This window comes from Streptomyces sp. WP-1 (genome assembly GCF_030450125.1).
Taxonomy (GTDB): domain Bacteria; phylum Actinomycetota; class Actinomycetes; order Streptomycetales; family Streptomycetaceae; genus Streptomyces; species Streptomyces incarnatus.
Genome location: NZ_CP123923.1, coordinates 2,940,212 through 2,965,010, shown reverse-complemented (window position 1 = coordinate 2,965,010; position 24,799 = coordinate 2,940,212). Strand labels below are relative to the sequence as shown.

The 24,799-nt window shown below is 71.8% G+C and carries 24 protein-coding genes and 2 tRNA genes; 16 read left to right on the top strand and 10 right to left on the bottom strand.

Annotation, left to right across the window (positions count from 1 at the left end):
- Window positions 1-31: 31 nt before the first annotated feature.
- Window positions 32-553, bottom strand: a complete 522-nt coding sequence (locus tag QHG49_RS12595; protein WP_145487191.1) for an NUDIX hydrolase — start codon at window positions 551-553, stop codon at window positions 32-34.
- Window positions 550-1,992: a zinc-dependent metalloprotease gene (locus tag QHG49_RS12590; RefSeq protein ID WP_301489580.1), complete on the bottom strand. Its 1,443-nt coding sequence runs from the start codon at window positions 1,990-1,992 to the stop codon at window positions 550-552. Before QHG49_RS12590 ends, QHG49_RS12595 begins: the two co-directional genes overlap by 4 nt.
- Before the next feature lie 191 nt (window positions 1,993-2,183).
- Between QHG49_RS12590 and QHG49_RS12585 the strand changes: the two genes are divergently transcribed.
- The 4 genes from QHG49_RS12585 to QHG49_RS12570 all read left to right on the top strand — a co-directional run bounded on the left by QHG49_RS12585 (window position 2,184) and on the right by QHG49_RS12570 (window position 5,569).
- Window positions 2,184-3,308, top strand: a complete 1,125-nt coding sequence (locus tag QHG49_RS12585) for an SDR family oxidoreductase (protein ID WP_301489577.1) — start codon at window positions 2,184-2,186, stop codon at window positions 3,306-3,308.
- A 199-nt stretch (window positions 3,309-3,507) separates the two neighbouring features.
- A complete protein-coding gene (locus QHG49_RS12580) occupies window positions 3,508-3,969 on the top strand; it encodes a molybdenum cofactor biosynthesis protein MoaE (RefSeq protein ID WP_145487194.1) in 462 nt (153 codons plus the stop codon).
- Between the two features lie 279 nt (window positions 3,970-4,248).
- Entirely contained in the window at window positions 4,249-4,422 is a 174-nt protein-coding gene (locus QHG49_RS12575) for a hypothetical protein (RefSeq protein ID WP_167532281.1), read from the top strand.
- A 49-nt stretch (window positions 4,423-4,471) separates the two neighbouring features.
- Window positions 4,472-5,569, top strand: a complete 1,098-nt coding sequence (locus QHG49_RS12570) for a PDZ domain-containing protein (protein WP_301489573.1) — start codon at window positions 4,472-4,474, stop codon at window positions 5,567-5,569.
- Between the two features lie 122 nt (window positions 5,570-5,691).
- Here QHG49_RS12570 and QHG49_RS12565 read toward each other — a convergent pair whose 3' ends face one another.
- Window positions 5,692-6,234, bottom strand: coding sequence for a PPA1309 family protein (locus tag QHG49_RS12565; RefSeq protein WP_145487195.1), 543 nt, complete (start codon window positions 6,232-6,234; stop codon window positions 5,692-5,694).
- Between the two features lie 164 nt (window positions 6,235-6,398).
- Here QHG49_RS12565 and QHG49_RS12560 point away from each other — a divergent pair, with 164 nt between their 5' ends.
- The 4 genes from QHG49_RS12560 to QHG49_RS12545 all read left to right on the top strand — a co-directional run bounded on the left by QHG49_RS12560 (window position 6,399) and on the right by QHG49_RS12545 (window position 11,658).
- Window positions 6,399-9,302 carry a UPF0182 family protein gene (locus QHG49_RS12560; protein WP_301492763.1) on the top strand — a complete coding sequence of 968 codons (2,904 nt, stop codon included), beginning with the start codon at window positions 6,399-6,401 and terminating at the stop codon, window positions 9,300-9,302.
- Between the two features lie 41 nt (window positions 9,303-9,343).
- Window positions 9,344-9,417 (top strand) — tRNA-Met (locus QHG49_RS12555).
- A gap of 238 nt (window positions 9,418-9,655) precedes the next feature.
- Window positions 9,656-11,467 (top strand): tetratricopeptide repeat protein, encoded by a 1,812-nt coding sequence (locus tag QHG49_RS12550; RefSeq protein ID WP_145487196.1) that lies wholly within the window; start codon window positions 9,656-9,658, stop codon window positions 11,465-11,467.
- A 117-nt stretch (window positions 11,468-11,584) separates the two neighbouring features.
- A tRNA-Met gene (locus tag QHG49_RS12545) sits at window positions 11,585-11,658 on the top strand.
- Window positions 11,659-11,794: 136 nt separating this feature from the next.
- Here the strand turns inward: QHG49_RS12545 and QHG49_RS12540 are convergent.
- Window positions 11,795-12,211: a Fur family transcriptional regulator gene (locus tag QHG49_RS12540; RefSeq protein ID WP_145487197.1), complete on the bottom strand. Its 417-nt coding sequence runs from the start codon at window positions 12,209-12,211 to the stop codon at window positions 11,795-11,797.
- Between the two features lie 145 nt (window positions 12,212-12,356).
- On the opposite strand from QHG49_RS12540, the gene QHG49_RS12535 reads away from it, so the two are divergent.
- The gene (locus QHG49_RS12535) at window positions 12,357-13,811 is read left to right on the top strand and encodes a catalase (RefSeq protein WP_145487198.1); all 1,455 of its coding nucleotides are present in this window, start codon (window positions 12,357-12,359) and stop codon (window positions 13,809-13,811) included.
- A 99-nt stretch (window positions 13,812-13,910) separates the two neighbouring features.
- On the opposite strand, the gene QHG49_RS12530 is transcribed toward QHG49_RS12535, so the two are convergent.
- On the bottom strand, window positions 13,911-14,318 hold the full coding sequence (locus tag QHG49_RS12530; protein ID WP_159704809.1) for a cyclic nucleotide-binding/CBS domain-containing protein: 408 nt from the start codon (window positions 14,316-14,318) through the stop codon (window positions 13,911-13,913).
- A 149-nt stretch (window positions 14,319-14,467) separates the two neighbouring features.
- The gene (gene hisN, locus QHG49_RS12525) at window positions 14,468-15,268 is read right to left on the bottom strand and encodes a histidinol-phosphatase (RefSeq protein ID WP_145487200.1); all 801 of its coding nucleotides are present in this window, start codon (window positions 15,266-15,268) and stop codon (window positions 14,468-14,470) included.
- A 209-nt stretch (window positions 15,269-15,477) separates the two neighbouring features.
- Between hisN and QHG49_RS12520 the strand changes: the two genes are divergently transcribed.
- Window positions 15,478-16,071 (top strand): TetR/AcrR family transcriptional regulator, encoded by a 594-nt coding sequence (locus QHG49_RS12520; RefSeq protein WP_145487201.1) that lies wholly within the window; start codon window positions 15,478-15,480, stop codon window positions 16,069-16,071.
- Window positions 16,072-16,213: 142 nt separating this feature from the next.
- Here the strand turns inward: QHG49_RS12520 and QHG49_RS12515 are convergent, their stop codons facing one another.
- The 4 genes from QHG49_RS12515 to QHG49_RS12500 all read right to left on the bottom strand — a co-directional run bounded on the left by QHG49_RS12515 (window position 16,214) and on the right by QHG49_RS12500 (window position 19,776).
- Window positions 16,214-16,537, bottom strand: coding sequence for a multidrug efflux SMR transporter (locus QHG49_RS12515; protein WP_159704812.1), 324 nt, complete (start codon window positions 16,535-16,537; stop codon window positions 16,214-16,216).
- 84 nt (window positions 16,538-16,621) lie between these two features.
- Window positions 16,622-17,632 carry a ribosome small subunit-dependent GTPase A gene (gene rsgA, locus QHG49_RS12510; RefSeq protein ID WP_301489567.1) on the bottom strand — a complete coding sequence of 337 codons (1,011 nt, stop codon included), beginning with the start codon at window positions 17,630-17,632 and terminating at the stop codon, window positions 16,622-16,624.
- Between the two features lie 9 nt (window positions 17,633-17,641).
- Entirely contained in the window at window positions 17,642-18,982 is a 1,341-nt protein-coding gene (gene aroA, locus QHG49_RS12505) for a 3-phosphoshikimate 1-carboxyvinyltransferase (RefSeq protein WP_145487204.1), read from the bottom strand.
- Between the two features lie 71 nt (window positions 18,983-19,053).
- Window positions 19,054-19,776 carry a M50 family metallopeptidase gene (locus tag QHG49_RS12500; protein ID WP_145487205.1) on the bottom strand — a complete coding sequence of 241 codons (723 nt, stop codon included), beginning with the start codon at window positions 19,774-19,776 and terminating at the stop codon, window positions 19,054-19,056.
- Window positions 19,777-19,826: 50 nt separating this feature from the next.
- Here QHG49_RS12500 and QHG49_RS12495 point away from each other — a divergent pair, with 50 nt between their 5' ends.
- The 6 genes from QHG49_RS12495 to def all read left to right on the top strand — a co-directional run bounded on the left by QHG49_RS12495 (window position 19,827) and on the right by def (window position 24,524).
- On the top strand, window positions 19,827-20,642 hold the full coding sequence (locus QHG49_RS12495; RefSeq protein ID WP_159704818.1) for an SOS response-associated peptidase: 816 nt from the start codon (window positions 19,827-19,829) through the stop codon (window positions 20,640-20,642).
- A gap of 1 nt (window position 20,643) precedes the next feature.
- Window positions 20,644-21,270 carry an alpha/beta family hydrolase gene (locus QHG49_RS12490; protein WP_301489562.1) on the top strand — a complete coding sequence of 209 codons (627 nt, stop codon included), beginning with the start codon at window positions 20,644-20,646 and terminating at the stop codon, window positions 21,268-21,270.
- Between the two features lie 256 nt (window positions 21,271-21,526).
- Window positions 21,527-22,222, top strand: coding sequence for an RNA polymerase sigma factor SigR (sigR, locus tag QHG49_RS12485; protein WP_167532282.1), 696 nt, complete (start codon window positions 21,527-21,529; stop codon window positions 22,220-22,222).
- Complete coding sequence (gene rsrA / locus QHG49_RS12480) at window positions 22,219-22,521, top strand: mycothiol system anti-sigma-R factor (RefSeq protein WP_037660188.1); 303 nt, start codon at window positions 22,219-22,221, stop codon at window positions 22,519-22,521. The genes sigR and rsrA overlap by 4 nt, the downstream gene beginning before the upstream one ends.
- 219 nt (window positions 22,522-22,740) lie before the next feature.
- Window positions 22,741-23,721, top strand: coding sequence for a hypothetical protein (locus QHG49_RS12475; protein ID WP_128791613.1), 981 nt, complete (start codon window positions 22,741-22,743; stop codon window positions 23,719-23,721).
- Window positions 23,722-23,873: 152 nt separating this feature from the next.
- Complete coding sequence (gene def, locus QHG49_RS12470) at window positions 23,874-24,524, top strand: peptide deformylase (RefSeq protein WP_145487209.1); 651 nt, start codon at window positions 23,874-23,876, stop codon at window positions 24,522-24,524.
- Window positions 24,525-24,799: the final 275 nt, after the last annotated feature.

The window sequence follows — 24,799 nt, the reverse complement described above, 5'->3', positions numbered from 1 at the left end:
CGGCTTCCCAGGGCGGTCGCCCCTCACCGCTTCACAGCCTCGCTCGGGTTACGTCGAGGAGCCGTACGACCGACTCGTCGGCCACGCTCGCGACCTCGTCGTAGGGGAACCAGCGCAGGTCCAGGGACTCGTCGCTGATCGCCGCGACGGCGCCGGAGGGGGCCAGTGCCGCGTACTGGACGTCGTAGTGCCAGTGGCACGGCGCCGGGATCGGATGCCGGTCCAGGCGCACCGGGCCGCCGGGCAGCAGCGTGAGCCCGGCCATGCCCGACTCCTCGGTGGCCTCGCGCAGCGCGGCCGCCGCCACGGTGGCGTCGCCCGGCTCGCAGTGGCCGCCCATCTGGAGCCACATCCGCAGCTTGCGGTGGAGCGTGAGCAGCACCCGGCCGCGCTCGGGGTCGATCACCAGGGCGCTCGCCGTGACATGGCCCGCGTGACAGGCCTTCCACATGCCGTCGGGGTGGGCGGCCAGGTGGTCCAGGTAGGACCGGCGCAGCTCGTCCTGGCCCTCGTACCCCTTCAGGACGAGGACCGCGTCGTCGTACAGGCTCACTCGGTGTCGTCGCCCTCGGCCTTGTCGTCCTTCTCGGCGTCGTCCTTCTTCAGGTCCGGCTTGCCCGCGGCCTCGCCGAGCATCTTGTCCAGCTCGGAGAAGTCCATCTGCTCGCGGTGCACGAAGCCGTCCGGGTCGTCCAGGTCGGTCGCCGTCGGCAGCATGTCCGGGTGGTGCCACAGGTCGTCCCGGCCGTCGACGCCGCGCGCGTCGGCGAGCGAGGCCCACAGGCGGGAGGCGTCGCGCAGCCGGCGGGGGCGCAGCTCCAGGCCGATCAGCGTGGCGAACGTCTGCTCGGCCGGGCCACCGGTGGCGCGACGGCGGCGCAGGGTCTCACGCAGGGCGTCGGCGGACGACAGACGGGGCTTGGCGGCCGCGTGCACCACCGCGTCCACCCAGCCCTCCACGAGCGCCAGAGCGGTCTCCAGGCGCGCCAGGGCGGCCTTCTGCTCGGGCGTGTCCTCGGGCTGGAACATGCCCTGCTGCAGCGCGTCCTGAAGCTGCTCGGGGTTCTGCGGGTCGAACTGGCCGACCACGTCCTCCAGCTTGGCGGTGTCGACCTTGATGCCGCGCGCATAGCCGTCGACCGCGCCGAACAGGTGCGAGCGCAGCCACGGCACATGCGCGAACAGGCGCTGGTGGGCCGCCTCGCGCAGGGCCAGGTAGAGCCGCACCTCCTCCAGCGGCACGCCCAGGTCCTTGCCGAACGCCTCCACGTTGGCCGGCAGCAGCGCGGCCTTGCGGGCCGGGCCGAGCGGCAGGCCGATGTCCGTGGAACCGACGACCTCGCCCGCGAGCACACCGACGGCCTGCCCGATCTGCGTGCCGAACATGGCGCCGCCCATCGAGCGCATCATGCCGATCAGCGGGCCCGCCATGGCCTGCATCTCCTCCGGCAGCACATCGCCCATGGCCGCGCCGACCCGCTCGGCGACCGGGTCGACCAGCTCCCGCCACGCGGGCAGGGTCGCCTCGACCCACTCCGCGCGCGACCAGGCCACCGCGGCGGCGGAGCCCGACGGCAGGGAGGTGGCGTCGTCCAGCCACAGATCGGCCAGGCGCACGGCCTCCTCCACGGCCTTGCGCTCGGCCGGGCCGACACTGGCGTCCTTGGAGCCGTCCGCGGTGCCCTGGGCGACCGTCTGGCGCGCGATCTGCTTGGCCATGTCCCAGTTCACCGGGCCGCCCTCGTAGGAGAGCATCTGGCCCAGCTGCTGGAACGCGGCACCGAGGTCGGTGGGGTTCAGCGAACCGAACATGGCAGCGAGCGGATTGTCGGCGCCGGGGCCGCCAAAGCCACCGGCTCCGGGCATACCGCCGAAACCGAAGGGGTTGGCCGGTCCCTGACCACCACCGCTCTGCTGGTCCTTCTTCTTGCCCTCGTCGCCGTCCTCCGGCTCCTCCGGCGGAAGGCCGAAACCGAATGGGGTGTCACTCACGGGATTCCTCGGCTGGTAAGGCCACCGGTCTTCTCCGGCGGCGCGGCTGCCCGACAACACCACCCAGCGTAGACACCCCGACCCGATCGGGCCTCGATGCTCCGCCCGCGGAACGCCTGCGGCAGGATGGATGCACCTCGTACGTGCGCGTCTGTCACGCCCGTACAGAAGACAACCGCTGGAGATGCCGGGTGAGTTCCCCAGATCCGCAGGTTCGCGCAGCGCGAAACCACTCAGACGCCTCCGCCGGGCGCAGACCCGCGGTGCGCGGGCCCGTCGTGGCGGTCACCGGCGCCGCGACCGGCGTCGGAGCCCTGCTCACGGCGCGACTGGCCGCCTCGGAGGAGGTCCGGCGGGTCGTCGCCATCGACGAGCGGCGCGGGGAGTGCGAAGAGGCCCAGTGGCACATCCTGGACGTCCGGGATCCGGCCATCGCGGACAAACTGCGCGGCGCCGACGTGGTCGTCCATCTCGCGCTCGACCTGGATCTCGGCAGCGACGCGGCCGCGCGGACCGCTTACAACGTCCGGGGGACGCAGACCGTGCTGACCGCCGCCGCGGCCGCCGGCGTGCACCGGGTGGTGCTGTGCACCTCGGCGATGGTCTACGGCGCGCTGCCCGACAACGAACTGCCGCTGTCGGAGGACGCCGAGCTGCGGGCGACGGCCGAGGCGACCGGCGTCGGGGACCTGCTGGAGATCGAGCGCCTCGCCCGCCGCGCGCCCCGCGCACACCCCGGTCTGAACGTCACCGTGGTACGGCCCGCCATCCTCGTCGGCGGCACGGACACCGCGCTGACCAGGTACTTCGAGTCGCCACGGCTCCTGGTGGTGGCCGGGTCGCGGCCCGCGTGGCAGTTCTGCCATGTCGAGGACCTGTGCGCGGCCCTGGAGTACGCCGTCCTGGAGAAGGCCGAAGGGGAGCTGGCCGTCGGCTGCGACGGATGGCTGGAGCAGGAGGAGATCGAGGAGCTCAGCGGGATCCGGCGCATGGAGCTGCCCTCGGCGGTCGCGCTGGGCGCGGCGGCACGGCTGCACCGGATCGGGCTCACCCCGTCCCCGGCGGGCGACCTCGCCTACACGATGTACCCGTGGGTGGTCAGCGGGAGCCGGCTGCACGACGCGGGATGGCGGCCGAAGTGGACCAACGAGGAGGTCCTCGCGGAGCTGCTGGAGGAAGCCGGCGGGCGGCATACGGTGGCCGGCCGGCGCCTCGGCCGCAAGGACGCCACGGCGGCGGGCGCGGCCGGTGCCACGGTGGCCCTGCTGGGCGCGGCGGCGGTGGTGCGCCGGGCCCGGAAGGCGCGCCGGCGGTAGAGGACGTCCGTACGGGCGTCACGGCCGCCCCCGCCCGTACGGGCGTCACGGTCGCCCCCGTCCGTACGGGCGTCACGGTTGCCCCCGTCCGTTCGGGCGCCCCGGCCGACCTCGTCCGTACGAGCATCCAATACGACCGCGCCCGTGCCGGGTGAACCTCGTATTCCTCGGCGTCTCGGGCGTGCGGCACGATGGGGGCATGGCTGAGATGAGCGAGCACCCCGGCGAGCGGGCCGCGCAGGATCCCGTCAAGCTGATCGGCGTCAGGGAGAGCCCGCTCTCGGTGGACGAGGTGTTCCGGGCGGTCGGGGACGACGCGGCCGGAGGCATCGCGCTGTTCGTGGGGACGGTGCGCAACCACGACGGGGGCGCCGACGTGGACGCGCTCGGCTACTCCTGCCATCCCAGCGCCGAGGCCGAGATGCGGCGGATCGCCGAGAAGGTCGTCGCGGACCATCCGGTGCGGGCCCTGGCCGCCGTGCACCGGGTCGGCGAGCTGGGCGTGGGGGACATCGCGGTGGTCGTCGCCGTGTCGTGCCCGCACCGCGCGGAGGCCTTCGAGGCGTGCCGGAAGCTGATCGACGACATCAAGCACGAGGTGCCGATCTGGAAGCACCAGACGTTCTCGGACGGCACCGAGGAATGGGTGGGAGCCTGCTGAACAGGCGTACGGCCCGCGGAATACCGGCGTGCGGTCCGCGGAACACCGGCGTGCGGCCTGCGGAACACCGGCGGCCGGCCTGCCCAGAACAGGCGTACGGCCCGCCCGAGAACAGGCGGTACCTGATGAAACAGGGCGGAACACTGCGCCGAACCGGTCACTCCCGGCCCACCACCGCCTCCGGTTGCGTAACCGCCCCCCGCACGTGAGCGTTGTCAGTGCGGATGGTTAATCTGCTGATCAGTCAGTTGCGGACACTCACGGCGTAGGGAGGTCGGCATGGGCGCGCTTGTCTGGCTGCTGATTCCGCTTATGGGCGCGGTCGGTGGCGGGCTGTGGGGCAGTTGGGCCAACCGGACGCGCAGGGCGCGCAGCGACGGCCCCGAGCTGGACGGATACGCCCGGTTCCGCGAGGCGATGGAGCGGTCCCGCACGGGCGCGGACGGCGCCTGACGGGGGTACCTGACAGTGCGCCGACAGGTGGGTCACGTACTGTCGAGGCATGCCACGCCGCACCGCGACGATGCTCGCCTCCACCCTGATGCTGATCGCGCTCCTGTGCGCCGGAGTGCTCATCCCCGTGCCGTACGCGGAGATGTCCCCCGGCCCGACCGTGAACACGCTCGGGAACCACCAGGGCGAGCCGGTGCTCCAGATCTCCGGGCGCAGGACGTATCCGGCGGACGGTCACCTCAACATGACCACCGTGCGGGTGACCAGCGTGGACTTCCGGATGAACCTGGTGGAGGCCGTCTACGGCTGGCTGTCGCGCGACAGCAAGGTCGTGCCGCACGACACGCTCTACCCGAAGGGCACGACCGAGGAGCAGTCCTCGCAGCAGAACGCCGAGGAGTTCAGCCAGTCCCAGGAGAGCGCCAAGGTCGCCGCCCTGAAGCAGCTGGACGTCCCGGTGAAGTCCTGGGTGATCGTCTCCACCGTGGTCAAGGACTCCCCGGCCGAGGGCAGGCTGCACGCCGGTGACGTGATCAAGGCGGTCGACGGCCACGCGGTCACGAAGCCCTCGGACGTCGCCGCGTTCGTCACCAAGCACAAGGCGGGCCAGAAGGTGGTCTTCACCGTCGTCCCCGCCAAGGAGCAGGCCGCCGCCGAGAAGGCCCACAAGACGGCCACGACGACCCAGGACGTCGCGATCACCACGGCCGCCTCCGACGACAGCGGGCCCAAGCGGGCCATCGTCGGGATCTCCGCCGGGACCGATCACACGTTTCCGTTCAGCATCGACATCAAGCTCGCCGACGTCGGCGGCCCCAGCGCCGGTCTGATGTTCGCACTCGGCATCTACGACAAGCTCACCCCGGGCAACCTCACCGGCGGCAAGTTCGTGGCCGGCACCGGCACCATCGACGACAGCGGCACGGTCGGGCCGATCGGCGGCGTCGACATGAAGACCCTCGGCGCGCGCGGCAAGGGCGCCCAGTACTTCCTGACGCCCGCCGACAACTGCGCCGAGGCCGCGGCGGACAAGCCGGGCGGGCTCACCCTGGTCAAGGTGAAGACGATCAAGGACGCGCTGGGCGCGCTCAAGGACATCCGCGAGGGGAACACCGTGGCCCTGCCGAAGTGCGCCGCCAAGGGCTGAGGTGCCCGCGTGCCGTGACCCGACCGGGGTCCTGTCCGTCCGGACGGGGCCCCGGTGCCGTGACAAGGAGCAGGGGCGCCCCGGCACCACGCCGGCGGCGCCCCTGCTGTCGTAAGAGATGATCAGTCGGCGAATGTCGCCGACAGGGCGTCCGCGAGGCCCGGGACCAGGTCCGGGCCGGTCAGGACCTCGGTGGGGGTGTCCTTCTCGCGCAGCCGCAGCGCCGCCTCGCGGGCGCCGCCGCGCAGCACCGCCACCGTCATCCGGACCTCCTGGCGCTGGGGGTGGTCGGCCACCCACTTGGCCAGCTTGGCCTCGCTGAGGTTCTTGGGGACCTGCGTCTCGGCGGACGGCGGCAGCATCAGCCGCTCCACCGTGAGCGCGCAGCCGGCCACCGCGTCGGGCCAGGCGATGGTGGCGAGGAACTCGTCGAGCGGCTTGCCGGACGCGATCTCGTCCTGCTCGATCGGGGTGAGACCGGCGGTCTCGGACTCGCCCTCCAGGCCCAGCTGGGCCGCGAGCGCGGGTTCCTGGCTGCGCAGCCGAGCGGTGTCTACGAGGGCGAAGAGGCGAGCGGGCTGGTCCCAGCCGAGGCCGGAGGCGTACTCGTCGATCTCGAGTACGGCCCGGGTGAGCGGGTTCGCTGCCATGGGAGTGTTGGACATGGTCACAATCCTGCCTCGTTCCCCACCGGAATCGGGAACCGAGCCGGGGCTGAGTAAGTTGCATATGTGTCGGCCCGCGATCACGGGGGGCCACCGGGGCCCGCGGTGCACGGGGGCCCGAGGGATCGAGAGCGATTTTCGAGGGGCGCACCTTGGCTTTCCAGATGCCGGACCGCGGCCAGGGCCCAGCGGGGCCACGGACGGGGGCGGGCCGACCATCCCGGCGGGTCAGGGTCCTGCTCCTGACGCTGGGCGTGCTCGCCGTCCTCGGTATGACCTTCAGCATGTTCGCCGGCTTCTGGACGAACTGGCTGTGGTACCGGTCGGTGCACTACTCGTCCGTGTTCACCACCACACTGTGGACCAAGATCGGGCTGTTCTTCGTCTTCGGTCTGCTGGCGGCGTTCATGGTCGGCCTCAACATCTGGCTGGCCCACCGACTGCGGCCCCCGCTGAGCGCCATGTCCATGGAGCAGCAGAGCCTGGACCGCTACCGGATGGGTCTCGCGCCGTACAAGACCTGGCTGCTGGTCGGCGTCTGCGCCCTGGTCGGGCTGATCGCGGGCGCCTCCGCGGCCGGCCAGTGGCGCACCTGGCTGATGTGGGTGAACGGAGTCCCCTTCCACGAGAAGGACCCCAAGTTCCACCTCGACATCTCCTTCTACGCCTTCGACCTGCCCTGGTTCCGGTTCCTGCTGGCCTTCGGCTTCGCCGCGGTCATCCTGTGCCTGATCGCCGCCGCCTTCACGCACTACCTGTACGGCGGGCTGCGCCTGACCAGCCCCGGCGCGCGCGCCACCGCCGCCGCGACCAGCCACCTCTCGGTGCTGCTCGGCCTGTTCGTCGCCCTCAAGGCCGTCGCCTACTGGCTCGACCGGTACGGACTCGCGGTGAAGTCCAGCGACTTCAAGGCGACCGGCGACTGGACCGGCCTGCGCTATGTCGACGCCAACGCCTATCTGCCGGCCAAGACGATCCTGTTCTGCATCGCCGTCATCTGCGCCCTGCTGTTCTTCGCCACCCTGTGGCGGCGCACCTGGCAGCTGCCCGTCATCGGCTTCGGCCTGATGGTCCTCTCGGCGATCCTGATCGGCGGGCTCTACCCGGCGATCGTGCAGAAGTTCCAGGTCGAACCCAACGAGCAGGCCAAGGAAGCCCCGTACGTCCAGAAGAACCTCACGGCCACCCGCGAGGCGTACGGCATCGACGACACCAAGGTCACCCAGTACGACGGCAAGTCCACCGCCTCCGACGACGCCAAGCTGCGCGCGGACGCGAACGACGCGGCGAGCATCCGGATCATGGATCCGAACATCGTCTCGCCCACGTTCGAACAGGCGCAGGAGATGAAGGACTACTACAGCTTCCCGGCCAACCTGGACGTCGACCGCTATCCCACCAAGGACGGCAAGCTCCAGGACACCGTCATAGGCCTGCGCGAGCTGAACCTGAAGGGCATCCCGAAGCACAACTGGATCAACGACCACTTCCGTTACACGCACGGCTACGGCGTGGTCGCCGCCAAGGGCACCGAGGCCGACGACGGCCAGCCCGTCTTCACCGAGTACGACCTGCCCTCCAAGGGCGATCTGGGCACCTACCAGCAGCGGGTCTACTACGGCGAGAAGACCACCACCTACTCCATCGTCGGCGGTCCCCAGAAGGAGATCGACCACCCCACCGACAACAACGGCGAGGTGACCACCAGCTATGCGGGCAAGAGCGGGGTGAACCTCGACAACCCGCTCAACCGGGCCGCGTACGCGATGGCGTTCAACGAGCCGCAGATCCTGTACTCGGGCGCGATCGGCAAGGGCTCGCGGATCCTGTACAACCGCACGCCCAAGGAGCGCGTCGAGGCGGTCGCCCCCTGGCTGACCATCGACGGCGACGCCTACCCGGCCGTCGTCGACGGCCACATCCAGTGGATCGTCGACGGCTACACGACGTCGAACAGCTACCCGTACTCCTCCCGTACGACCCTCGGCGACACCACGGCCGACTCGCTGACCGCCGGCAGCGACAACCGCAGCGTGGTGGCCCCGCAGAACCAGGTCAACTACATCCGCAACTCGGTGAAGGCGACCGTCGACGCGTACACCGGCGAGGTCAAGCTGTACCAGTGGGACACCAAGGACCCGGTGCTGAAGACCTGGATGAAGGCGTTTCCCGGCACGGTGCTGCCCAAGAGCGCGATCTCCCCGGCGCTGCTGTCCCATCTGCGGTATCCCCAGGACCTGTTCAAGGTCCAGCGCGAGCTGCTCACCCGCTACCACGTGACGGATCCGCAGACCTTCCTCACCGGCAGCGAGGTGTGGCAGGTGCCCGACGACCCGACCAACAAGTCGGGTGACGCGGTGCCGCCGTACTACCTGAGCATGAAGATGCCCGACCAGAGCAAACAGGCGTTCTCGCTGTCGACGACGTTCACGCCGACCGGCCGGGACAACCTCAGCGCCTTCATGTCGGTCGACTCCGAGGCGGACAGCGGCGACTACGGCAAGATCAGGATCCTGAAACTGCCGACCAGTACGACGGTCGACGGGCCCAAACAGGTCCAGAGCCAGTTCAACTCCGAGCAGGACGTCGCCGCCGCGATCAAGTACCTCAAGGGCGGGGACTCGGCGGTGGAGTACGGCAATCTGCTGACCGTGCCGCTGGACGGCGGACTGCTCTACGTGGAGCCGGTCTACGTACGGGGCGGCGGACTGAAGTACCCGTTGCAGCGCAAGGTGCTGGTCACCTACGGGGACCGGCCGCCGGCCTTCGAGAACACGCTCGGCGAGGCGCTGGACAAGCTCTTCGGCACCAGCTCCGCCGCGGCCGGACCGCCGGACGGCGGCTCCAAGGCACCGCCCGCGGCGAGCGATCCGGGCGTCCAGCAGGACCTGGCCGACGCCCAGAAGGCGTTCGACGCCGGGCAGCGGGCGCTGAAGCAGTCCGGCGGTCCCGACTGGGACGCCTACGCGAAGGCGCAGAAGGACCTCAAGGCCGCGCTGGAGCGGGCCCAGGACGCGCAGCGGCAGCAGAAGCAGGACCAGTCGAAGCAGCCGAGGCAGAAGGGCTGATCAGCACCGTCCCGCGCCGTGATACGGTTGGCTCACAACGGCGCGGGGTGGAGCAGCTCGGTAGCTCGCTGGGCTCATAACCCAGAGGTCGCAGGTTCAAATCCTGTCCCCGCTACTGAAAACGAAGGCCCGGATCCTCAGAGGATCCGGGCCTTCGTGGTGTGTGAACCCGGTGAAGTCGGTGAACTCGGCCTGCGTGGGCACAAGTTGGGGAGGAAGCCACCGTCGTGCCGCCGTGAGGAGTTGAGCGCCGTGTGTTTGACTTGTCGTCCTGTGGGCATGTCGACAAAACGCTGAAGTGACCTCACGGGGTGGGGTGTACCGGGTGTACCCAGGTTGCGGGTGGTGCGACGATGGACGTTATGGGGGACAAGGCAACTCTGTTCGAGTCAGGGCGATTTGTACAGACTTTCGGTGAGGGGCCGGTCCGCGACGAGGTGGGCGACATGGCCGACGCCGCCGACGAGGTACGCCTCGCGCTCGCCGCGCGCAGCGGTGACGCGGAGGCCGCCAGCGTCCTCGGCGCCATGCTGCTGCGCCGCGGCGACCTCGACGGTGCCGAGACCCATCTGCGGGCCGCCACCGCGGCCGGTGACCGGGCCGCCGCCAACAACCTCGGTGTCCTGCTGCACCAGCGGGGGTACGGCGAGGAGGCCGCCGGCTGGTGGCGCATCGCCGCCGTCGCCGGTTCCGCGGCCGCCGCGCACGCGCTCGGCCGCTACCACCGCGAACGGGGGGACGAACCCGCCGCCGAGTACTGGCTGCGCCAGTCCGCCGAGCAGGGCCATGTCCTCGGCGCCTACGCGCTCGCCGATCTGCTGGAGCACCGCGGGGACGCGGCGGCCGGGCACTGGATGCGGCTCGCCGCCGAGCGCGGGCACCGGGAGGCGGCGTACCGGATGGCGCGCGCGCTCGACCGGGAGGCCGAGGACCGGGGCGAGGGCGGGGGTGACAACGCTGTCGCGGAGGCCGAGCAGTGGTACCGGCAGGCCGCCGCGCGCGGGCACCGGCGGGCCGCCCTGCACCTCGGGGCGATCCTGGAGCAGCGCGGCGAGCTGAAGGAGGCCGGGCGCTGGTACCTGACCTCCGCCAAGGACGGCGAACCGCGTGCCGCCTGCGCCCTCGGCTTCCTGCTGCGCGACGCCGGGGACACCGAGAGCGCCGCCGTGTGGTGGCTGCGCGCCGCCCAGGAGGGCGACGGCAACGCGGCCAACGCGCTCGGCGCGCTGCACGCCGAGCGGGGCGAGACCCAGACCGCCGAGCGCTGGTACCGGGCGGCACTGGACGCGGGGGACGACAACGGCGCGTACAACCTCGGACTGCTCTGCGCCGAGCAGGGCCGCACCGCGCAGGCCGAGCAGTGGTACCGGCGCGCCGCGTACGCCGGGCACCGGGAGGCCGCGAACGCGCTGGCCATCCTGCTGCTCCAGGTCGGCGACACCTCGGGTGCGGAGCCGTGGTTCTCCAAGGCGGCCGAGGCGGGGAGCGTGGACGCGGCGTTCAACCTCGGCATTCTGTACGCCGGGCGCGGCGAGGAGACGATGGCGCTGCGCTGGTACGAGCGGGCGGCCTCGGCCGGGCACACCGAGGCCGCGCTCCAGGTCGGCATGGCGCGGCTGCGCGAGCGCGACGAGCGGGCGGCGGAGCGGCATCTGCGCTGCGCGGCGGGCGGCGGCAGCGCGGAGGCGGCATACCGGCTGGCCGCCCTGCTGGACGCCCGCCGCCCCCCGCGGCCCGCGCACGAACTGGGGGAGAGCGCGCACGAGAAGGCCGAGTGCGAGGAGTGGTACGAGCGGGCGGCGCAGCAGGGCCACCGCCGGGCGCAGGTGCGGGTCGGCATGCTGGCCTCCGCGCGCGGCGATGTGGTCGAGGCGGCGCGCTGGTACCGGGCGGCGGCCGAGGCGGGGTCGCGCAACGGGGCGTTCAACCTCGGGCTGCTGCTCGCCCGCGAGGGCAGCGAGCCGGAGGCCGTGGTGTGGTGGACGCGCGCGGCGAACGACGGCCATGGCCGGGCCGCCCTCCGCCTCGCCCTGGTCTGCGCCCGCCGCGGCGACCTGGACGAGGGGCAGCGCTGGGCGACGCGCGCGGCGGAGCTGGGCCCCGCGGAGGTCACCGAGCGGGCGGGCCGGCTGCGGGACGCGCTGCGCGAGGAACTGTCGGCGTGAGCGGCCCCGATGCGGGTGGGCCGGTTGTGAAATGGGTCGGTGCGAGTGGCCCTGGTCACTCGGGGCCGAATGGATTTGCCTTCGTCGGCTCCCCCCGCGTAATGTCGTGTTCACCGACGCGGGGTGGAGCAGCTCGGTAGCTCGCTGGGCTCATAACCCAGAGGTCGCAGGTTCAAATCCTGTCCCCGCTACTGAAGGCCGAGGGCCGGAATCCAGAAATGGGTTCCGGCCCTCGGCCGTATGCGCACAGCCGCGCACGGCATGGACGAGGCAAGGCATAAAAAAGAGGGGGCGCGCGCCCCCTCCGTCACTCCGTGGTCTGCGGCCTCACGCGCCCGCGCACTCCGGGCACAGTCCCCGGTACGTCACCTCGACGTCCGACACCGTGAAGCCGAAGCGCTCGGTGTCGGGGAGGTCCGCCAGCGGGTTGCCCGTGGGGTGCACGTCGCGGATCGCGCCGCAGTGGGCGCAGACCAGGTGGTGGTGCGGCCGATGCGCGTTGGGGTCGTACCGCTTGGCGCGCTTGTCCGTCGAGACTTCCAGCACCTCGCCGAGCGTGACCAGCTCGCCCAGCGTGTTGTAGACGGTCGCCCGGGAGATCTCCGGCAGCTTCGCGACAGCCCGTGCGTGGACCTCGTCGGCCGTCATGTGGACGTGCTCGCCGTCGAGGACCTCGGCCACCACGCGCCGCTGCGCGGTCATCCGCCATCCGCGTCCACGCAGTCGTTCCAGAAGGTCGCTCATGGCTATCAGCCTAGCAGCAAGGGGGACCAGGACGGGAATAGGTGTGAGATTGGAATCCTATTTGACTTGGACTTAGTCCAATGTAGGATCGGGAACGGCTTTGGCCAAGGGACAGATTGGCCGGCGTAGACCGCAGGAGGCGCACGTGACGCAGGGACCGCTCACCACGGAGGCCGGTGCTCCGGTAGCCGACAACCAGAACAGCGAGACGGCGGGCGTCGGCGGCCCGGTGCTGGTCCAGGACCAGCTGCTGCTGGAGAAGCTGGCCCACTTCAACCGCGAGCGCATCCCGGAGCGGGTCGTGCACGCCCGCGGCGCCGGCGCCTACGGCACCTTCACGGTGACCGCGGACGTCACGCCGTACACCAGGGCCGCCTTCCTCGCCGAGGCCGGCAAGGAGACCGAGGTCTTCCTGCGCTTCTCGACGGTGGCCGGGAACCTCGGCGCGGCGGACGCGGTCCGTGACCCGCGCGGTTTCGCGGTGAAGTTCTACACCGAGGAGGGCAACTACGACCTCGTCGGCAACAACACCCCCGTCTTCTTCATCCGGGACGCGATCAAGTTCCCCGACTTCATCCACACCCAGAAGCGCGACCCCTACACGGGCAGCCAGGAGGCCGACAACGTGTGGGACTTCTGGGGGCTGTCACCGGAGGCGACCCACCAGGTGACCTGGCTGTTCGGCGACCGCGGCATCCCGGCGTCGTACCGGCACATGGACGGCTTCGGCTCGCACACCTACCAGTGGAACAACGAGGCGGGCGAGGTCTTCTGGGTCAAGTACCACTTCAAGACCGACCAGGGCATCAAGAACCTCACCGCCGGTGAGGCCGCGGTGCTCGCGGGCACCGATCCCGACTCCCACCAGCGCGATCTGCGCGAGTCGATCGAGCGGGGCGAGTTCCCGAGCTGGACCGTGGGCGTGCAGATCATGCCGGCGGCGGACGCGGCGTCGTACCGTTTCAACCCGTTCGACCTGACCAAGGTGTGGCCGCACGCGGACTACCCGGTCATCGAGATCGGCAGGCTGGAGCTGAACCGCAACCCGCGGAACGTCTTCGCCGAGGTCGAGCAGTCGATCTTCAGCCCCTCGCACTTCGTGCCGGGCATCGGCCCCTCGCCCGACAAGATGCTCCAGGGCCGGCTCTTCGCGTACGGCGACGCGCACCGCTACCGCGTCGGCATCAACGCCGACCACCTGCCGGTCAACCGTCCGCACGCCACCGAGGCCCGCACGCACTCCCGTGACGGCTTCCTGTACGACGGCCGGCACGGCGGCGCCAAGAACTACGAGCCCAACAGCTTCGGCGGGCCCGCGCAGACCGGCCGCCCGCTGTGGCAGCCGTACGACGGCTTCGGCGGCGGCACCGGCGACCACCCGGCCCCGCTCCACGCCGAGGACGACGACTTCGTGCAGGCCGGGGACCTGTACCGGCTGATGTCGGAGCCGGAGAAGGAGCGGCTGATCGCCAACCTGGCCGGGTCGATCTCCCAGGTCTCCCGCGCGGACATCGCGGAGCGCGCGATCGGCAACTTCGCGGCCGCGGACGCCGACTTCGGCAAGCGACTGGAGGCGGCGGTGCGGGCCCCGCGCGACTGAGACGGCGGCAACCGTCCGCCGGGCGGGCCGGATCCCTGGTGCTCGGGGTCCGGCCCGTTCGTCGCGTCCGGGTCTTCGCGCGCCTCGGGCCGGGCGTGCTCAGGAGCCCGCCCGGGCCAGCGCGGCGCGCTCGCGGGCCGGGGACCAGCAGCGGATGATGTCCCGGACCGAGACGATCCCGGCGACCTCGCCCCGGTCGAGGACGATCAGATGCCGGAAGCCGCCGTGCGCCATGGCACGGGCGGCCTCCTCCAGCGTCCAGGTCGGCGCCGCGAAGACGACGTCGGTGGTGGTGTGGGCGTGGGCGCGCTCGGTGTCCGGGTTCTGCCCGAGGCCGACGGAGTTGAGGATGTCGCGCTCGGTGAGGATGCCGATGCCACCGGCGTCCGGGTCGAAGACCACGGCGGCACCGATGCGCCGGGCGGACATCAATGTGGCCGCCTCACGGAGGGTGTGGGCGGGGCCGAGGGTGAGGATCACCGTGCTCATGGCGTCGCGGACCAGCATGGGTGGGGCCACCTCCTGGGGATCCGGGGACCTTGTCCCCGGATTCACAAATTCACAAGTGGGGGTACCCTCAGAGTCTCAGGTCAAGGCCGGGTCAACAAGAGGGCGCACGTGGTCCGCCGGGGGCGTGCGCAAGCGTCCCGCCTGCCTCACTGGCGCCGGTTGAGATACCCCAGCAACTCGTCGTGCAGCAGACCGTTGGACGCCGCCGCGTTGCCGCTGTGCGGGCCCGGCCGGCCGTCGAGTCCGGTGAAGGTGCCGCCCGCCTCGGTGACGACGACGGCGGGGGCGGCCATGTCCCACAGCGACAGCTCCGGCTCCGCGCAGATGTCCACGGAGCCCTCGGCGACCATCATGTAGGGCCAGAAGTCGCCGTACGCGCGGGTGCGCCACACCTGGCGGCCGAGGTCCAGGAAGCCGTCGAGGCGGTCCTGCTCCTCCCAGCCGGACAGGGACGAGTAGGCGAAGGAGGCGTCCGCGAGGGTGTTGACGCCGGAGACATGGATGCGGCTCGCGGAGGTCAGATTGCGGCCGGTGAAGGCGCCGTGGCCCTTGGCGGCCCACCAGCGGCGGCCGAGCGCGGGGGCGGAGACGAGGCCCACGACCGGGTGGTGGCCCCCCTCGCCCGCCTCCATCAGCGAGATCAGCGTGGCCCACACCGGGACGCCGCGCACGTAGTTCTTGGTGCCGTCGATCGGGTCGATCACCCAGCGCCGGGGGCCGGTGCCCTCGGCGCCGTACTCCTCGCCGAGGACCGAGTCTCTGGGGCGGGCGCGCTGGAGCTGGCCGCGGATCAGTTCCTCGGCCGCCTTGTCCGCTTCGCTCACCGGCGTCATGTCCGGCTTCGTCTCGACCTTCAGGTCCAGGGCCTTGAAGCGGTCCATGGTGATGGCGTCGGCCGCGTCCGCGAGGACATGGGCGAGACGGAGGTCGTCGAGGTAGTCGGGCATGTACGTCACGCTATCGGCTGAGCGGGTACGGGAGCCACCGGGGGCGTGCGCGTGTCGAGCCGGCCGTGCGCGGCGCCCGCGCGGGCGTGGGCGGCGGTCGCGCGTCCGCACGCGGTGGGCGGGCTTCCGCTCCCGGCGGGAGACCCCTTGACATCATCCGAAAGTCCGTCAAATCTGGGCGGAACGCCGTTGACTCCAGGGAGACGACGATGGCCGCTGCCCGGGAATCCTTGCTGGACGCCGCTGTCGCGGCGCTGGCGCGCCGGCCGTGGCCGACGGTGCGCATGGTGGAGGTGGCCGCGTCGGCGGGCGTGTCCCGGCAGACCCTGTACAACGAGTTCGGCGGCAAGGCCGGCCTCGCGCGGGCGCTGGTGCGGCGGGCGGCCGACGGCTATCTCGCCGGTGTGGAGCGCGCGCTCGCGGGTGGCGGCGGCGACTGGGAGCGGCTCACCGCCGTCGCCGAGTGGACGGCGGGCGCGGCCCAGGAGGACGCGCTGGTACGGGCGTTGCTCACCGGCTGCTGGAGCGAGCGGCTCCCCGCGCCGCACCGGGGCCCGTCCCCGGTACCGGCACCGCGCCGCCCGGAACGGCCGCTCCCCTCGCCCCCCGACCTCGTACGGCTGGTCCGCGACCGCGCCGTCACCGCGCTGTCCGGCCCCGGCACGGGCCCCGCCGCCACCGCCGAACTGGCCCGCTCCTGCGAACTGGTCCTCCGCCTCGCCCTCTCCTGCGTCACAGCCCCACCGGCCGAGGGCGGCCTCCCCGCACTGCTCCGCTCTCTCGCACCCCGCACAACACTCTGACCGACGCCAACCGCCGTCAGTACGTGGTGCTTCGGGCGCCCCGCACAGTGGGTCCGCAACCAGAGCGTCCGGCGAAGGAACGGCTCCCGCGTGCCGCCCAGTCGAACGGTGGCCGGCCCACCGCCCGGCACGCAGCGGGCGCCTAGTGGCTCGACCCCGACAGTTGCAGGCCGATGATTCCCACGATCACGAAGCTGATCGAGATGATCTTCAGGGTGGAGACCAGGTCGCCCAGGAAGATCATGCCGTAGATCGCCGTGCCGGTCGCGCCGATGCCGGTCCAGACGGCGTACGCGGGGCCGACGTCGAGTTTGCGCAGGGAGAGGGTCAGCAGGCCGAAGCTGCCGAGGGCGAAGGAGGCGAAGGCGATGGTCGGCCACAGGCGGGTGAAGCCGTGGGACAGCTTGAGGCACACGGCGAAGCCGGTCTCCAGCATTCCGGCCACGATGACCAGCAGCCACGCCATGCGCTGTCCTCCCGTTGATCCGGATCTCCGGCCCGGTGCGATTATGCACTTGCCGCACCGTGGCCCGGGCAAACAACGCGAAGGTCAGTCGCCTTCCGTGCGCTCCCGCGTCGCCAGCAGCCGCCGCAGCGAGTACAGCCGCGCCGGATCCGCGTGCCCCGCCTCCACCCACGCGTCCAGCGCGCAGTCCGGCTCGTCGTGGCCGCACGCGCGCGGGCAGTCCGCCGTACCGGGCTCCAGGTCCGGGAAGGCGTGGATGACCCGGGACGGATCGATGTGCGCCAGGCCGAAGGACCGTACACCCGGAGTGTCGACCACCCAGCCGTCGTCGCCCGCCAGCGGCAGCGCCAGCGCCGACGTGGTGGTGTGCCGGCCGCGCCCCGTCACCGCGTTGACGTGTCCCGTCGTGCGCCGCCGCTCCTCCGGGACCAGCGCGTTCACCAGCGTCGTCTTGCCCACGCCGGAGTGCCCCACGAACGCCGTGATCCGCCCGTCCAGGAACTCCCGCACCCGGTCCGCCGCGTCCCCGTTCTCCAGCTCCTCGCGGCTGGTGACCACGTACGGGATGCCCAGATGGCCGTACAGCTCGAGGAGTTCGTCCGGTGCGGCCAGGTCCGACTTGGTCAGCACCAGCAGGGGTTCGAGCCCCCCGTCGTACGCCGCGACCAGGCAGCGGTCGATCAGCCGGGGCCGCGGCTCGGGGTCGGCGAGGGCCGTGACGATCGCCAGCTGGTCGGCGTTGGCGACCACCACGCGCTCGTAGGGATCGTCGTCGTCCGCCGTGCGCCGCAGCACCGACGTCCGCTCCTGGATCCGGACGATCCGCGCGAGCGTGTCCTTCTTGCCGGACAGATCGCCGACCAGCATCACCCGGTCCCCGACCACCGCCGCCTTGCGGCCCAGCTCCCGCGCCTTCATCGCCATCACCACCCGGTCCTCCACCAGGCAGGTCAGCCTCCCCCGGTCCACGGTCAGGACCAGGCCCTCGGCCGCGTCCTCGTGCTTGGGCCGGATGTGCGTCCGCGGCCGGTTGCCCTTGCGGTTGGGGCGGGAGCGGATGTCGTCCTCGTCGGTGTTCTTGCCGTAGCGGCGCATGGCGTGTCCCTACTGCCCGAGCATCCCGGTCCACAGCTCGGGGAAGTCCGGCAGGGTCTTGGCCGTCGTCCCGATGTTCTCGATGCGTACGCCCTCGACCGCCAGGCCGATGATCGCGCCGGCGGTGGCCATGCGGTGGTCCTCGTAGGTGTGGAAGGTGCCGCCGTGCAGAGCGCGCGGGCGGATGTGCAGACCGTCGGCCGTCTCCGTGACGTCGCCGCCGAGCTCGTTGATCTCCTTGGTGAGCGCGGCGAGCCGGTCCGTCTCGTGCAGCCGCAGATGGGCCACCCCGCGCAGCGTCGAGGGGGAGTCGGCGAGCGCGGCGACGGCCGCGATGCCCGGGGTCAGCTCGCCGACGTCGCCCAGGTCGACGTCGATGCCGTGGATCGCGCCGGAACCGGTGAACACCAGCCCGAACTCGGTGAGTTCGCAGGCGCCGCCCATCTCGGTGAAGATCTCGCGCAGCCGGTCACCCGGCTGGGTGGTGCGCTCCGGCCAGTCCGGGACCAGCACCTTGCCGCCGGTGACCAGGGCCGCCGCCAGGAACGGCTGCGCGTTGGACAGGTCCGGCTCGATCGTCAGGTCCCGGCCGAGCAGCGCGCCCGGCGTCACCCGCCATACGTTCGGCTCGCCGCCCGACTCCGGGGTGTCCACCTGGGCGCCGACCGCGCGCAGCATGTCCACCGTCATCCGGATGTGCGGCACGGACGGCAGGCTGGCGCCGGTGTGCCGGACCTCGACGCCCTGGTTGAAGCGGGGGCCCGAGAGCAGCAGCGCGGAGACGAACTGCGAGGAGGAGGACGCGTCGATCGACACCGGGCCGCCGTCCAGCGCCCCGCCGCCGTGCACGGTCAGCGGCAGCGCGCCCCGGCCGTCGTCGTCGATCCGCGCGCCGAGCCGGCGCAGCGCGTCGATCACGCCGTGCAGCGGACGCTCGTACGACCGCGGGTCGCCGTCGAACCGGATGGGGCCGTCGGCCAGCGCGGCCACCGGCGGCAGGAAGCGCATCACGGTGCCCGCGTTGCCGACGTCCACGGTGGCCGGGCCGTGCAGGCCGGTCGGCAGCACCCGCCAGGCCTCGCCGGTGCCGTCCGGGCCGCCCGCGACGGAGGAGCTGGACGACACCGTCTCCTCGATCTCCACGCCCATGGCCCGGAGGGCCTCCGCCATCAGCAGGGTGTCCCGGGAGCGCAGCGGGCGGCGCAGCCAGCCGGGCTCGGAGGCGAGGGCGGCCAGCACCAGGGCGCGGTTGGTGACCGACTTGGACCCCGGCACATGGACGGTGGCGTCGACGGCTCCGCTCGCGTGCGGAGCGGGCCAGAGGGCGGTGGAGGCGGTGTTCGGGGCCATGGGCCCACTTTATAAGGAGGGCGGGGCCGCAACCTTCCGGCGACGGGCCCACCGTCCGGGACGAACGGCCCTCAGACCTCCAGCAGCCAGCGCCCGCCGCCGATCAGCGAGCACAGGCACACGGCGTGGAAGAGGAACAGCCACAGGGCCGCCGGGACGTGCGTCAGCCGGGACAGCTGGTCCGCGTCCGAGTCGCCGGCCTCGCCCCGGCGGCGCTTGCTCTGCAGCTCGAACGGCGGCCGTACGCCCCCGAACAGCAGGAACCACACCACCGCGTACGCGAACGCCGCCTGCACCTGCGGCCCCGCGAGCCACGACACCAGCAGGAACGCCCCGCCCGCGAGCACCACGGTGAGCACGCCGTACGCGTTGCGGATCATCACCAGCATCACCGCGAGCAGGGCCGTCGCCGCCCACAGCAGCAGCGTGATGCGGCCCGCGGCGAGCAGGGCCGCGCCGCCGAGGCCGAGCAGCGAGGGCGCGATGTAGCCCGCGGCCGCGGTGAGGATCATGCCGAGCCCGTACGGCTTGCCCCGGCTCACCGTGAGCCCGCTGGTGTCGGAGTGCAGCCGGATCCCGGTGAGCTGCCGGCCGGTGAGCAGGGCGATGAGCCCGTGGCCGCCCTCGTGCGCGATGGTGATCGCGTTGCGCGACACCCGCCACAGCGGATGCGGTACGACCACCACCAGCGCGGCGGCGAGGGTGGCGAGCACCACCCACAGATCGGGGTCGGGCTGGATACCGGTGAGCCGGTCCCAGAGGCCGGACGGCGCGAGGGCGGCGAGGCTGTTCATGTGTCCGAGTGGCTCCCTGGTGGCGGGCGGAGTCTGGCAGTGTGGCACGTATGTGCGGACGGTATGCAGCCAGTCGTGGGCCCGAGGACCTCGCCAAGACCTTCGGGATCGAGAAGTGGGAACCCGAGGAGACCCTGGAGCCGGACTACAACGTGGCCCCCACCAAAGAGGTCCACGTCGTGCTCGACCGCCCTTTGAAAGACGCGGACTCCCCGCGTCCGGTTCGCCAGCTGCGCACACTCAGGTGGGGACTGGTGCCGTCCTGGTCGAAGACCCCCGAGGGCGCCGCCCGGATGATCAACGCCCGTGCGGAGACCGTGCACGAGAAGCCGTCCTACCGCCGTGCCTTCGCCGCCCGCCGCTGCGTCGTGCCCGCCGACGGCTACTACGAGTGGGTGACCGGGAAGCAGGAGCGGGACCTGGAGGTCGAGGGGCGCAGGAAGCGGCCGCGCAAGCAGCCGTACTTCGTACTGCCCGCCGACGGCTCCGTGTTCGCGATGGCCGGCCTGTACGAGTTCTGGCGCGACCGCACCCTGCCCGACGACCACCCCGGCGCCTGGTGGGTCACCTGCTCGGTGATCACCACGGAGGCCGAGCGGACCCCGCTGGCCGTCGCCCCCGCCGACGGACCGCGCTCGCTCGCCGACATCCACCCCCGGATGCCGCTGATGCTCACCCCGGACCGCTGGGACGCCTGGCTGGACCCCTCCCGCACCGACCCGGACGAGCTGCGCGCCCTGCTCGCCCCGCCCCCGCCCGGCCTGATGCGCGCCTACCCGGTCGCCACCGCCGTCAGCAACGTCCGCAACAACGGCCCCGAGCTGCTGAAGGAGCTGGAGGCCCCGGAAGAGGGCACACTCTTCTAGCGTGATCGAGACCGTTGAGACCGACGCCGGAACCGCCCGCATCACCTGGCACCGGGCCACGGCCCCCCGGGCCGTCCTCGCGCTGAGCCATGGCGCGGGCGGCGGTATCGAGGCGCGTGACCTCCAGGCGCTCGCCGGGGTCCTGCCCGGGCACGGGGTGAGCGTGGCCCTCGTGGAACAGCCCTGGCGGGTCGCGGGCAAGAGGGTGGCGCCCGCCCCCAGGACGCTGGACGCCGGATGGCGCGGGATCTGGCCCGCGCTGGCCGGCATGGAGCTGCCGGTGATCTCCGGCGGCCGCAGCGCCGGCGCCCGCGTCGCCTGCCGCACCGCCACCGGACTGGGCGCCCGCGCCGTCCTCGCCCTGAGCTTCCCGCTGCACCCGCCGGGCAGGCCCGAGAAGTCCCGCGCGGACGAACTGCTGGGCGCCGGCGTGCCCACCCTCGTCGTCCAGGGCGGCAACGACCCCTTCGGCAAGCCCGCCGAGTTCCCCGAGGGCGACTTCCGGATGGTCGAGGTGCCGTACGGCGACCACGGCTTCGCGGTCCCCAGACGCGCGCCGACCGGCCAGGAACGGGCCCTGGAGATCATCACCGACGCCGTCGTGGAGTGGACCGCGTCACTCGCGTGACCCCCGGGAATGCTGCGCGGCGCAGCACTGTTGTGACGCACAGGAGTGCTGAGGCCTCGGCACCGACGTCGTCGGAAGGGAAGTCCGCCGCATGGGTTCGACCATCTGCCCGGCCCGTCAGACCGGCGCTGAGCTGGACTGGACGGTGCTGCGCGCGCCCAAGACCGCCTCAATTCGAGGGGCGGCGGGTACGGGTCGTGTTCTATCCTCCGAATCGAGTGGGACCACTCTCGGTCCTGCCCGGGATCTTGAGGAGGTGGGTCCGGTCACAGGGACCGACGCGGGGACCGACAACGGCCGGGCGGAAGAGCCCGAGGGCCGGGGCACGAGCGCGGAGGCGTCCGCCGAGTCGAGCGCGGAGCGCAGCGCGCGCTTCGAGCGGGACGCGCTCGAGTTCCTCGACCAGATGTACTCGGCCGCCCTGCGCATGACGCGCAACCCGGCCGACGCCGAGGACCTCGTGCAGGAGACGTACGCCAAGGCCTACGCCTCCTTCCACCAGTTCCGCGAGGGCACCAACCTCAAGGCGTGGCTGTACCGGATCCTTACCAACACCTTCATCAACTCGTACCGCAAGAAGCAGCGTGAGCCCCAGCGCTCCGCCGCGGAGGAGATCGAGGACTGGCAGCTCGCCCGGGCCGAGTCGCACATGTCGACGGGGCTGCGCTCCGCCGAGTCGCAGGCGCTCGATCATCTGCCCGACTCGGATGTGAAGGAAGCGCTCCAGGCGATCCCCGAGGAGTTCCGCATCGCCGTGTATCTCGCGGATGTGGAGGGGTTTGCCTACAAGGAGATCGCGGACATCATGGGGACACCCATCGGTACGGTGATGTCCCGGCTGCACCGGGGCCGCCGTCAACTGCGCGGCATGCTGGAGGACTACGCCCGTGAGCGCGGGCTGGTCCCGGCGGGCGCCGGGGAGTCGGACGAAGCGAAAGGCTCGGGCTCATGAGCTGCGGAGAGCCGCACGAGACGGACTGCGGTGAGGTCCTCGACCATCTGTACGAGTTCCTCGACAGCGAGATGCCGGACGTCGACCGCGACAAGTTCCGGCACCACTTCGAGGAATGCTCGCCGTGCCTGGAGAAGTACGGCCTGGAAGAGGCCGTGAAGAAGCTGGTCAAGCGGTGCTGCGGCCATGACGACGTGCCGGCGGACCTGCGTGCCAAGGTCATGGGCCGGCTGGACCTGATCCGCTCCGGACAGCCCGCGCCCGACCACGACATCACCTCCACGGCCCAGGACAACTGAGCCCACGCGCCGCACGCGCCCCGCACCCTCCCGTCGAGCCCCGCCCGGCCCCGCCGTCGGCGCGGGCGAGACGCACGGCACTGTCTGATCCCGCCCGCACCTGGGTAACCCATGGGTAATGAGCGCCGTTCCCACCGCACGTGGTTGGATGCGAGGGAGAGGGCGCCTGGGGGCACAAGCCAGCCCACTGTGCGGAACTGGAACTGGCAGGCGGGAATCGTGAGGATCTTCGGCAAGGGACGGCACCGACCCTCCGCCTCCTGGCGGCAGGCCACCGACCGCGCGTTCACGCTCATCGGCGACGGCCGGTACGAGGACGCGGGCGAACTGCTGACCCGCGCCGCCGACCTGGAACCCTGGCTGTCGGAGTCCTGGTTCAACCTCGCGCTGCTGCACAAGTTCCGGCACGACTGGGAGCAGGCCCGCGCCGCCGGACTGCGCGCCGTCGCCCTGCTCGACCGCGAGAGCGGCGCCCCCGACTGGTGGAACGTGGGCATCGCCGCGACCGCCCTCCAGGACTGGCCGCTGGCCCGCCGCGCCTGGCAGGCGTACGGCCTGAAGGTGCCCGGGGGCGCGACCGCCGCCGGGGAACCGCTCGGCATGGAGCTGGGCAGCGCGGCCGTACGGCTCTCGCCCGAGGGCGAGGCCGAGGTGGTGTGGGGCCGCCGGCTGGACCCCGCGCGGATCGAGGTGCTGTCCATCCCGCTGCCCTCCTCGGGGCGGCGCTGGGGCGAGGTCGTGCTGCACGACGGAGTCCCGCACGGGGAGCGCACCACGTCCGCCGGGCACAGTTACCCCGTCTTCGACGAGATCGAGCTGTGGGCGCCCTCGCCCGTGCCCACCTGGGTGGTGCTCCTGGAGGCGGCCACCGAGGCGGACCGGGACGCGCTGGAGCAGCTGGCCGCGGACGCCGGGTTCGCCGCGGAGGACTGGTCGTCCTCGGTGCGGCTGCTGTGCCGGATGTGCAGCGAGTCCCGGATGCCGTCCGACGAGGGCGAGGGGGAGCACCTGGACCCCCACGACCACAGCGAACCCGGCCACCCGGGCCCCCTGGGCCACCGCACGGACGGCCAGCTGTGGGTGCCGGAGCGGGAGTGCGGGGTGGCCGCGCCGCCTTCGCTGGTCCGGGGGCTGCTGGACGGCTGGGTCGCCGACAGCCCGGACTCGCGGGACTGGCGGGATCTCGAAGAGGTGTGCTGAGCAGCTCGTTCGGCTGATTCGCCGTCGTGGCTGATCGCGCACACGCGGCGGAGCCGCATATCAGACACAGACCCGCCCCCCTCCGGGGCGCGTCCGCGTACCCTGTATCAGCATTCACTCCCAGTTTTTGTGCAGGAAGGCGTACGTCGGTCATGGCGCAGCAGGACACCGATCAGCAGCACGCGGGCGTGCTCCCCGTCGACGACGAGGGCTATGTCGTGGACACGGAGGACTGCGAGGGGCGCGAGAAGGCCTGGCGGGAGAGTGGCACCTCGCGGCCGATCACGGTCGTCGGCAATCCGGTGCTGCACAAGGAGTGCCGGGACGTCACCGAGTTCGGCGAGGAACTGCGGCAGCTGGTCGCCGACATGTTCGCCAGCCAGCGCACCGCCGAGGGCGTGGGCCTGGCCGCCAACCAGATCGGCGTCGACCTGAAGGTCTTCGTCTACGACTGCCAGGACGACGAGGGCGCCCGGCACGTGGGCGTGGTGTGCAACCCGAAGCTGGTCGACCTGCCCGCCGAGCGGCGCCGGCTCGACGACAACAACGAGGGCTGCCTGTCGGTGCCCGGGGCCTACGCCGAGCTGGCGCGCCCCGACTACGCCGAGGTGACCGGCCAGGACGAGCAGGGCAACCCGGTCAAGGTCCGCGGCACCGGATACTTCGCACGGTGTTTGCAGCACGAGACCGACCACCTCTACGGCTACCTCTACATCGACCGGCTGTCCAAGCGCGACCGCAAGGACGCGCTGCGGCAGATGGCCGAGAACGAGCCGCGCTACCCCGTGGTCGCCAACGACTAGGTCCCGTGGGGCCGTTGGGCGCCGTACCGGGGACCAGTCCCGGCCCGGCGCCCTTCTTCTTGCCCTTCTTCGTTCACCAGTACGTCGCACAAATTGTCGTTTCTGCGGTGCTGGTGATCATTAATCAGTCACACAGGGGAGGAATCTCGGCACCATGGGGTAGTGAGGGGCGCAAATCCGTTCCCACGGCGGTCAGTTGTGGTGCTGAATGGGAAGTGCGGGATAGGTAACGAGACGCACCGGTCCCACCCGAGCGGGTGCGTATCCGGCGGCTG

Coding starts and splice junctions, on each gene's coding strand:
- QHG49_RS12580 (WP_145487194.1), top strand. CDS start 3,508: ATGGCTGAGATGAGCGAGCACCCCGGCGAGCGGGCCGCGCAGGATCCC.
- QHG49_RS12575 (WP_167532281.1), top strand. CDS start 4,249: ATGGGCGCGCTTGTCTGGCTGCTGATTCCGCTTATGGGCGCGGTCGGT.
- QHG49_RS12570 (WP_301489573.1), top strand. CDS start 4,472: ATGCCACGCCGCACCGCGACGATGCTCGCCTCCACCCTGATGCTGATC.
- QHG49_RS12565 (WP_145487195.1), bottom strand. CDS start 6,234: ATGTCCAACACTCCCATGGCAGCGAACCCGCTCACCCGGGCCGTACTC.
- QHG49_RS12560 (WP_301492763.1), top strand. CDS start 6,399: ATGCCGGACCGCGGCCAGGGCCCAGCGGGGCCACGGACGGGGGCGGGC.
- QHG49_RS12550 (WP_145487196.1), top strand. CDS start 9,656: ATGGACGTTATGGGGGACAAGGCAACTCTGTTCGAGTCAGGGCGATTT.
- QHG49_RS12540 (WP_145487197.1), bottom strand. CDS start 12,211: ATGAGCGACCTTCTGGAACGACTGCGTGGACGCGGATGGCGGATGACC.
- QHG49_RS12530 (WP_159704809.1), bottom strand. CDS start 14,318: ATGCTGGTCCGCGACGCCATGAGCACGGTGATCCTCACCCTCGGCCCC.
- hisN (WP_145487200.1), bottom strand. CDS start 15,268: ATGCCCGACTACCTCGACGACCTCCGTCTCGCCCATGTCCTCGCGGAC.
- QHG49_RS12520 (WP_145487201.1), top strand. CDS start 15,478: ATGGCCGCTGCCCGGGAATCCTTGCTGGACGCCGCTGTCGCGGCGCTG.
- QHG49_RS12515 (WP_159704812.1), bottom strand. CDS start 16,537: ATGGCGTGGCTGCTGGTCATCGTGGCCGGAATGCTGGAGACCGGCTTC.
- rsgA (WP_301489567.1), bottom strand. CDS start 17,632: ATGCGCCGCTACGGCAAGAACACCGACGAGGACGACATCCGCTCCCGC.
- aroA (WP_145487204.1), bottom strand. CDS start 18,982: ATGGCCCCGAACACCGCCTCCACCGCCCTCTGGCCCGCTCCGCACGCG.
- QHG49_RS12500 (WP_145487205.1), bottom strand. CDS start 19,776: ATGAACAGCCTCGCCGCCCTCGCGCCGTCCGGCCTCTGGGACCGGCTC.
- QHG49_RS12495 (WP_159704818.1), top strand. CDS start 19,827: ATGTGCGGACGGTATGCAGCCAGTCGTGGGCCCGAGGACCTCGCCAAG.
- rsrA (WP_037660188.1), top strand. CDS start 22,219: ATGAGCTGCGGAGAGCCGCACGAGACGGACTGCGGTGAGGTCCTCGAC.
- def (WP_145487209.1), top strand. CDS start 23,874: ATGGCGCAGCAGGACACCGATCAGCAGCACGCGGGCGTGCTCCCCGTC.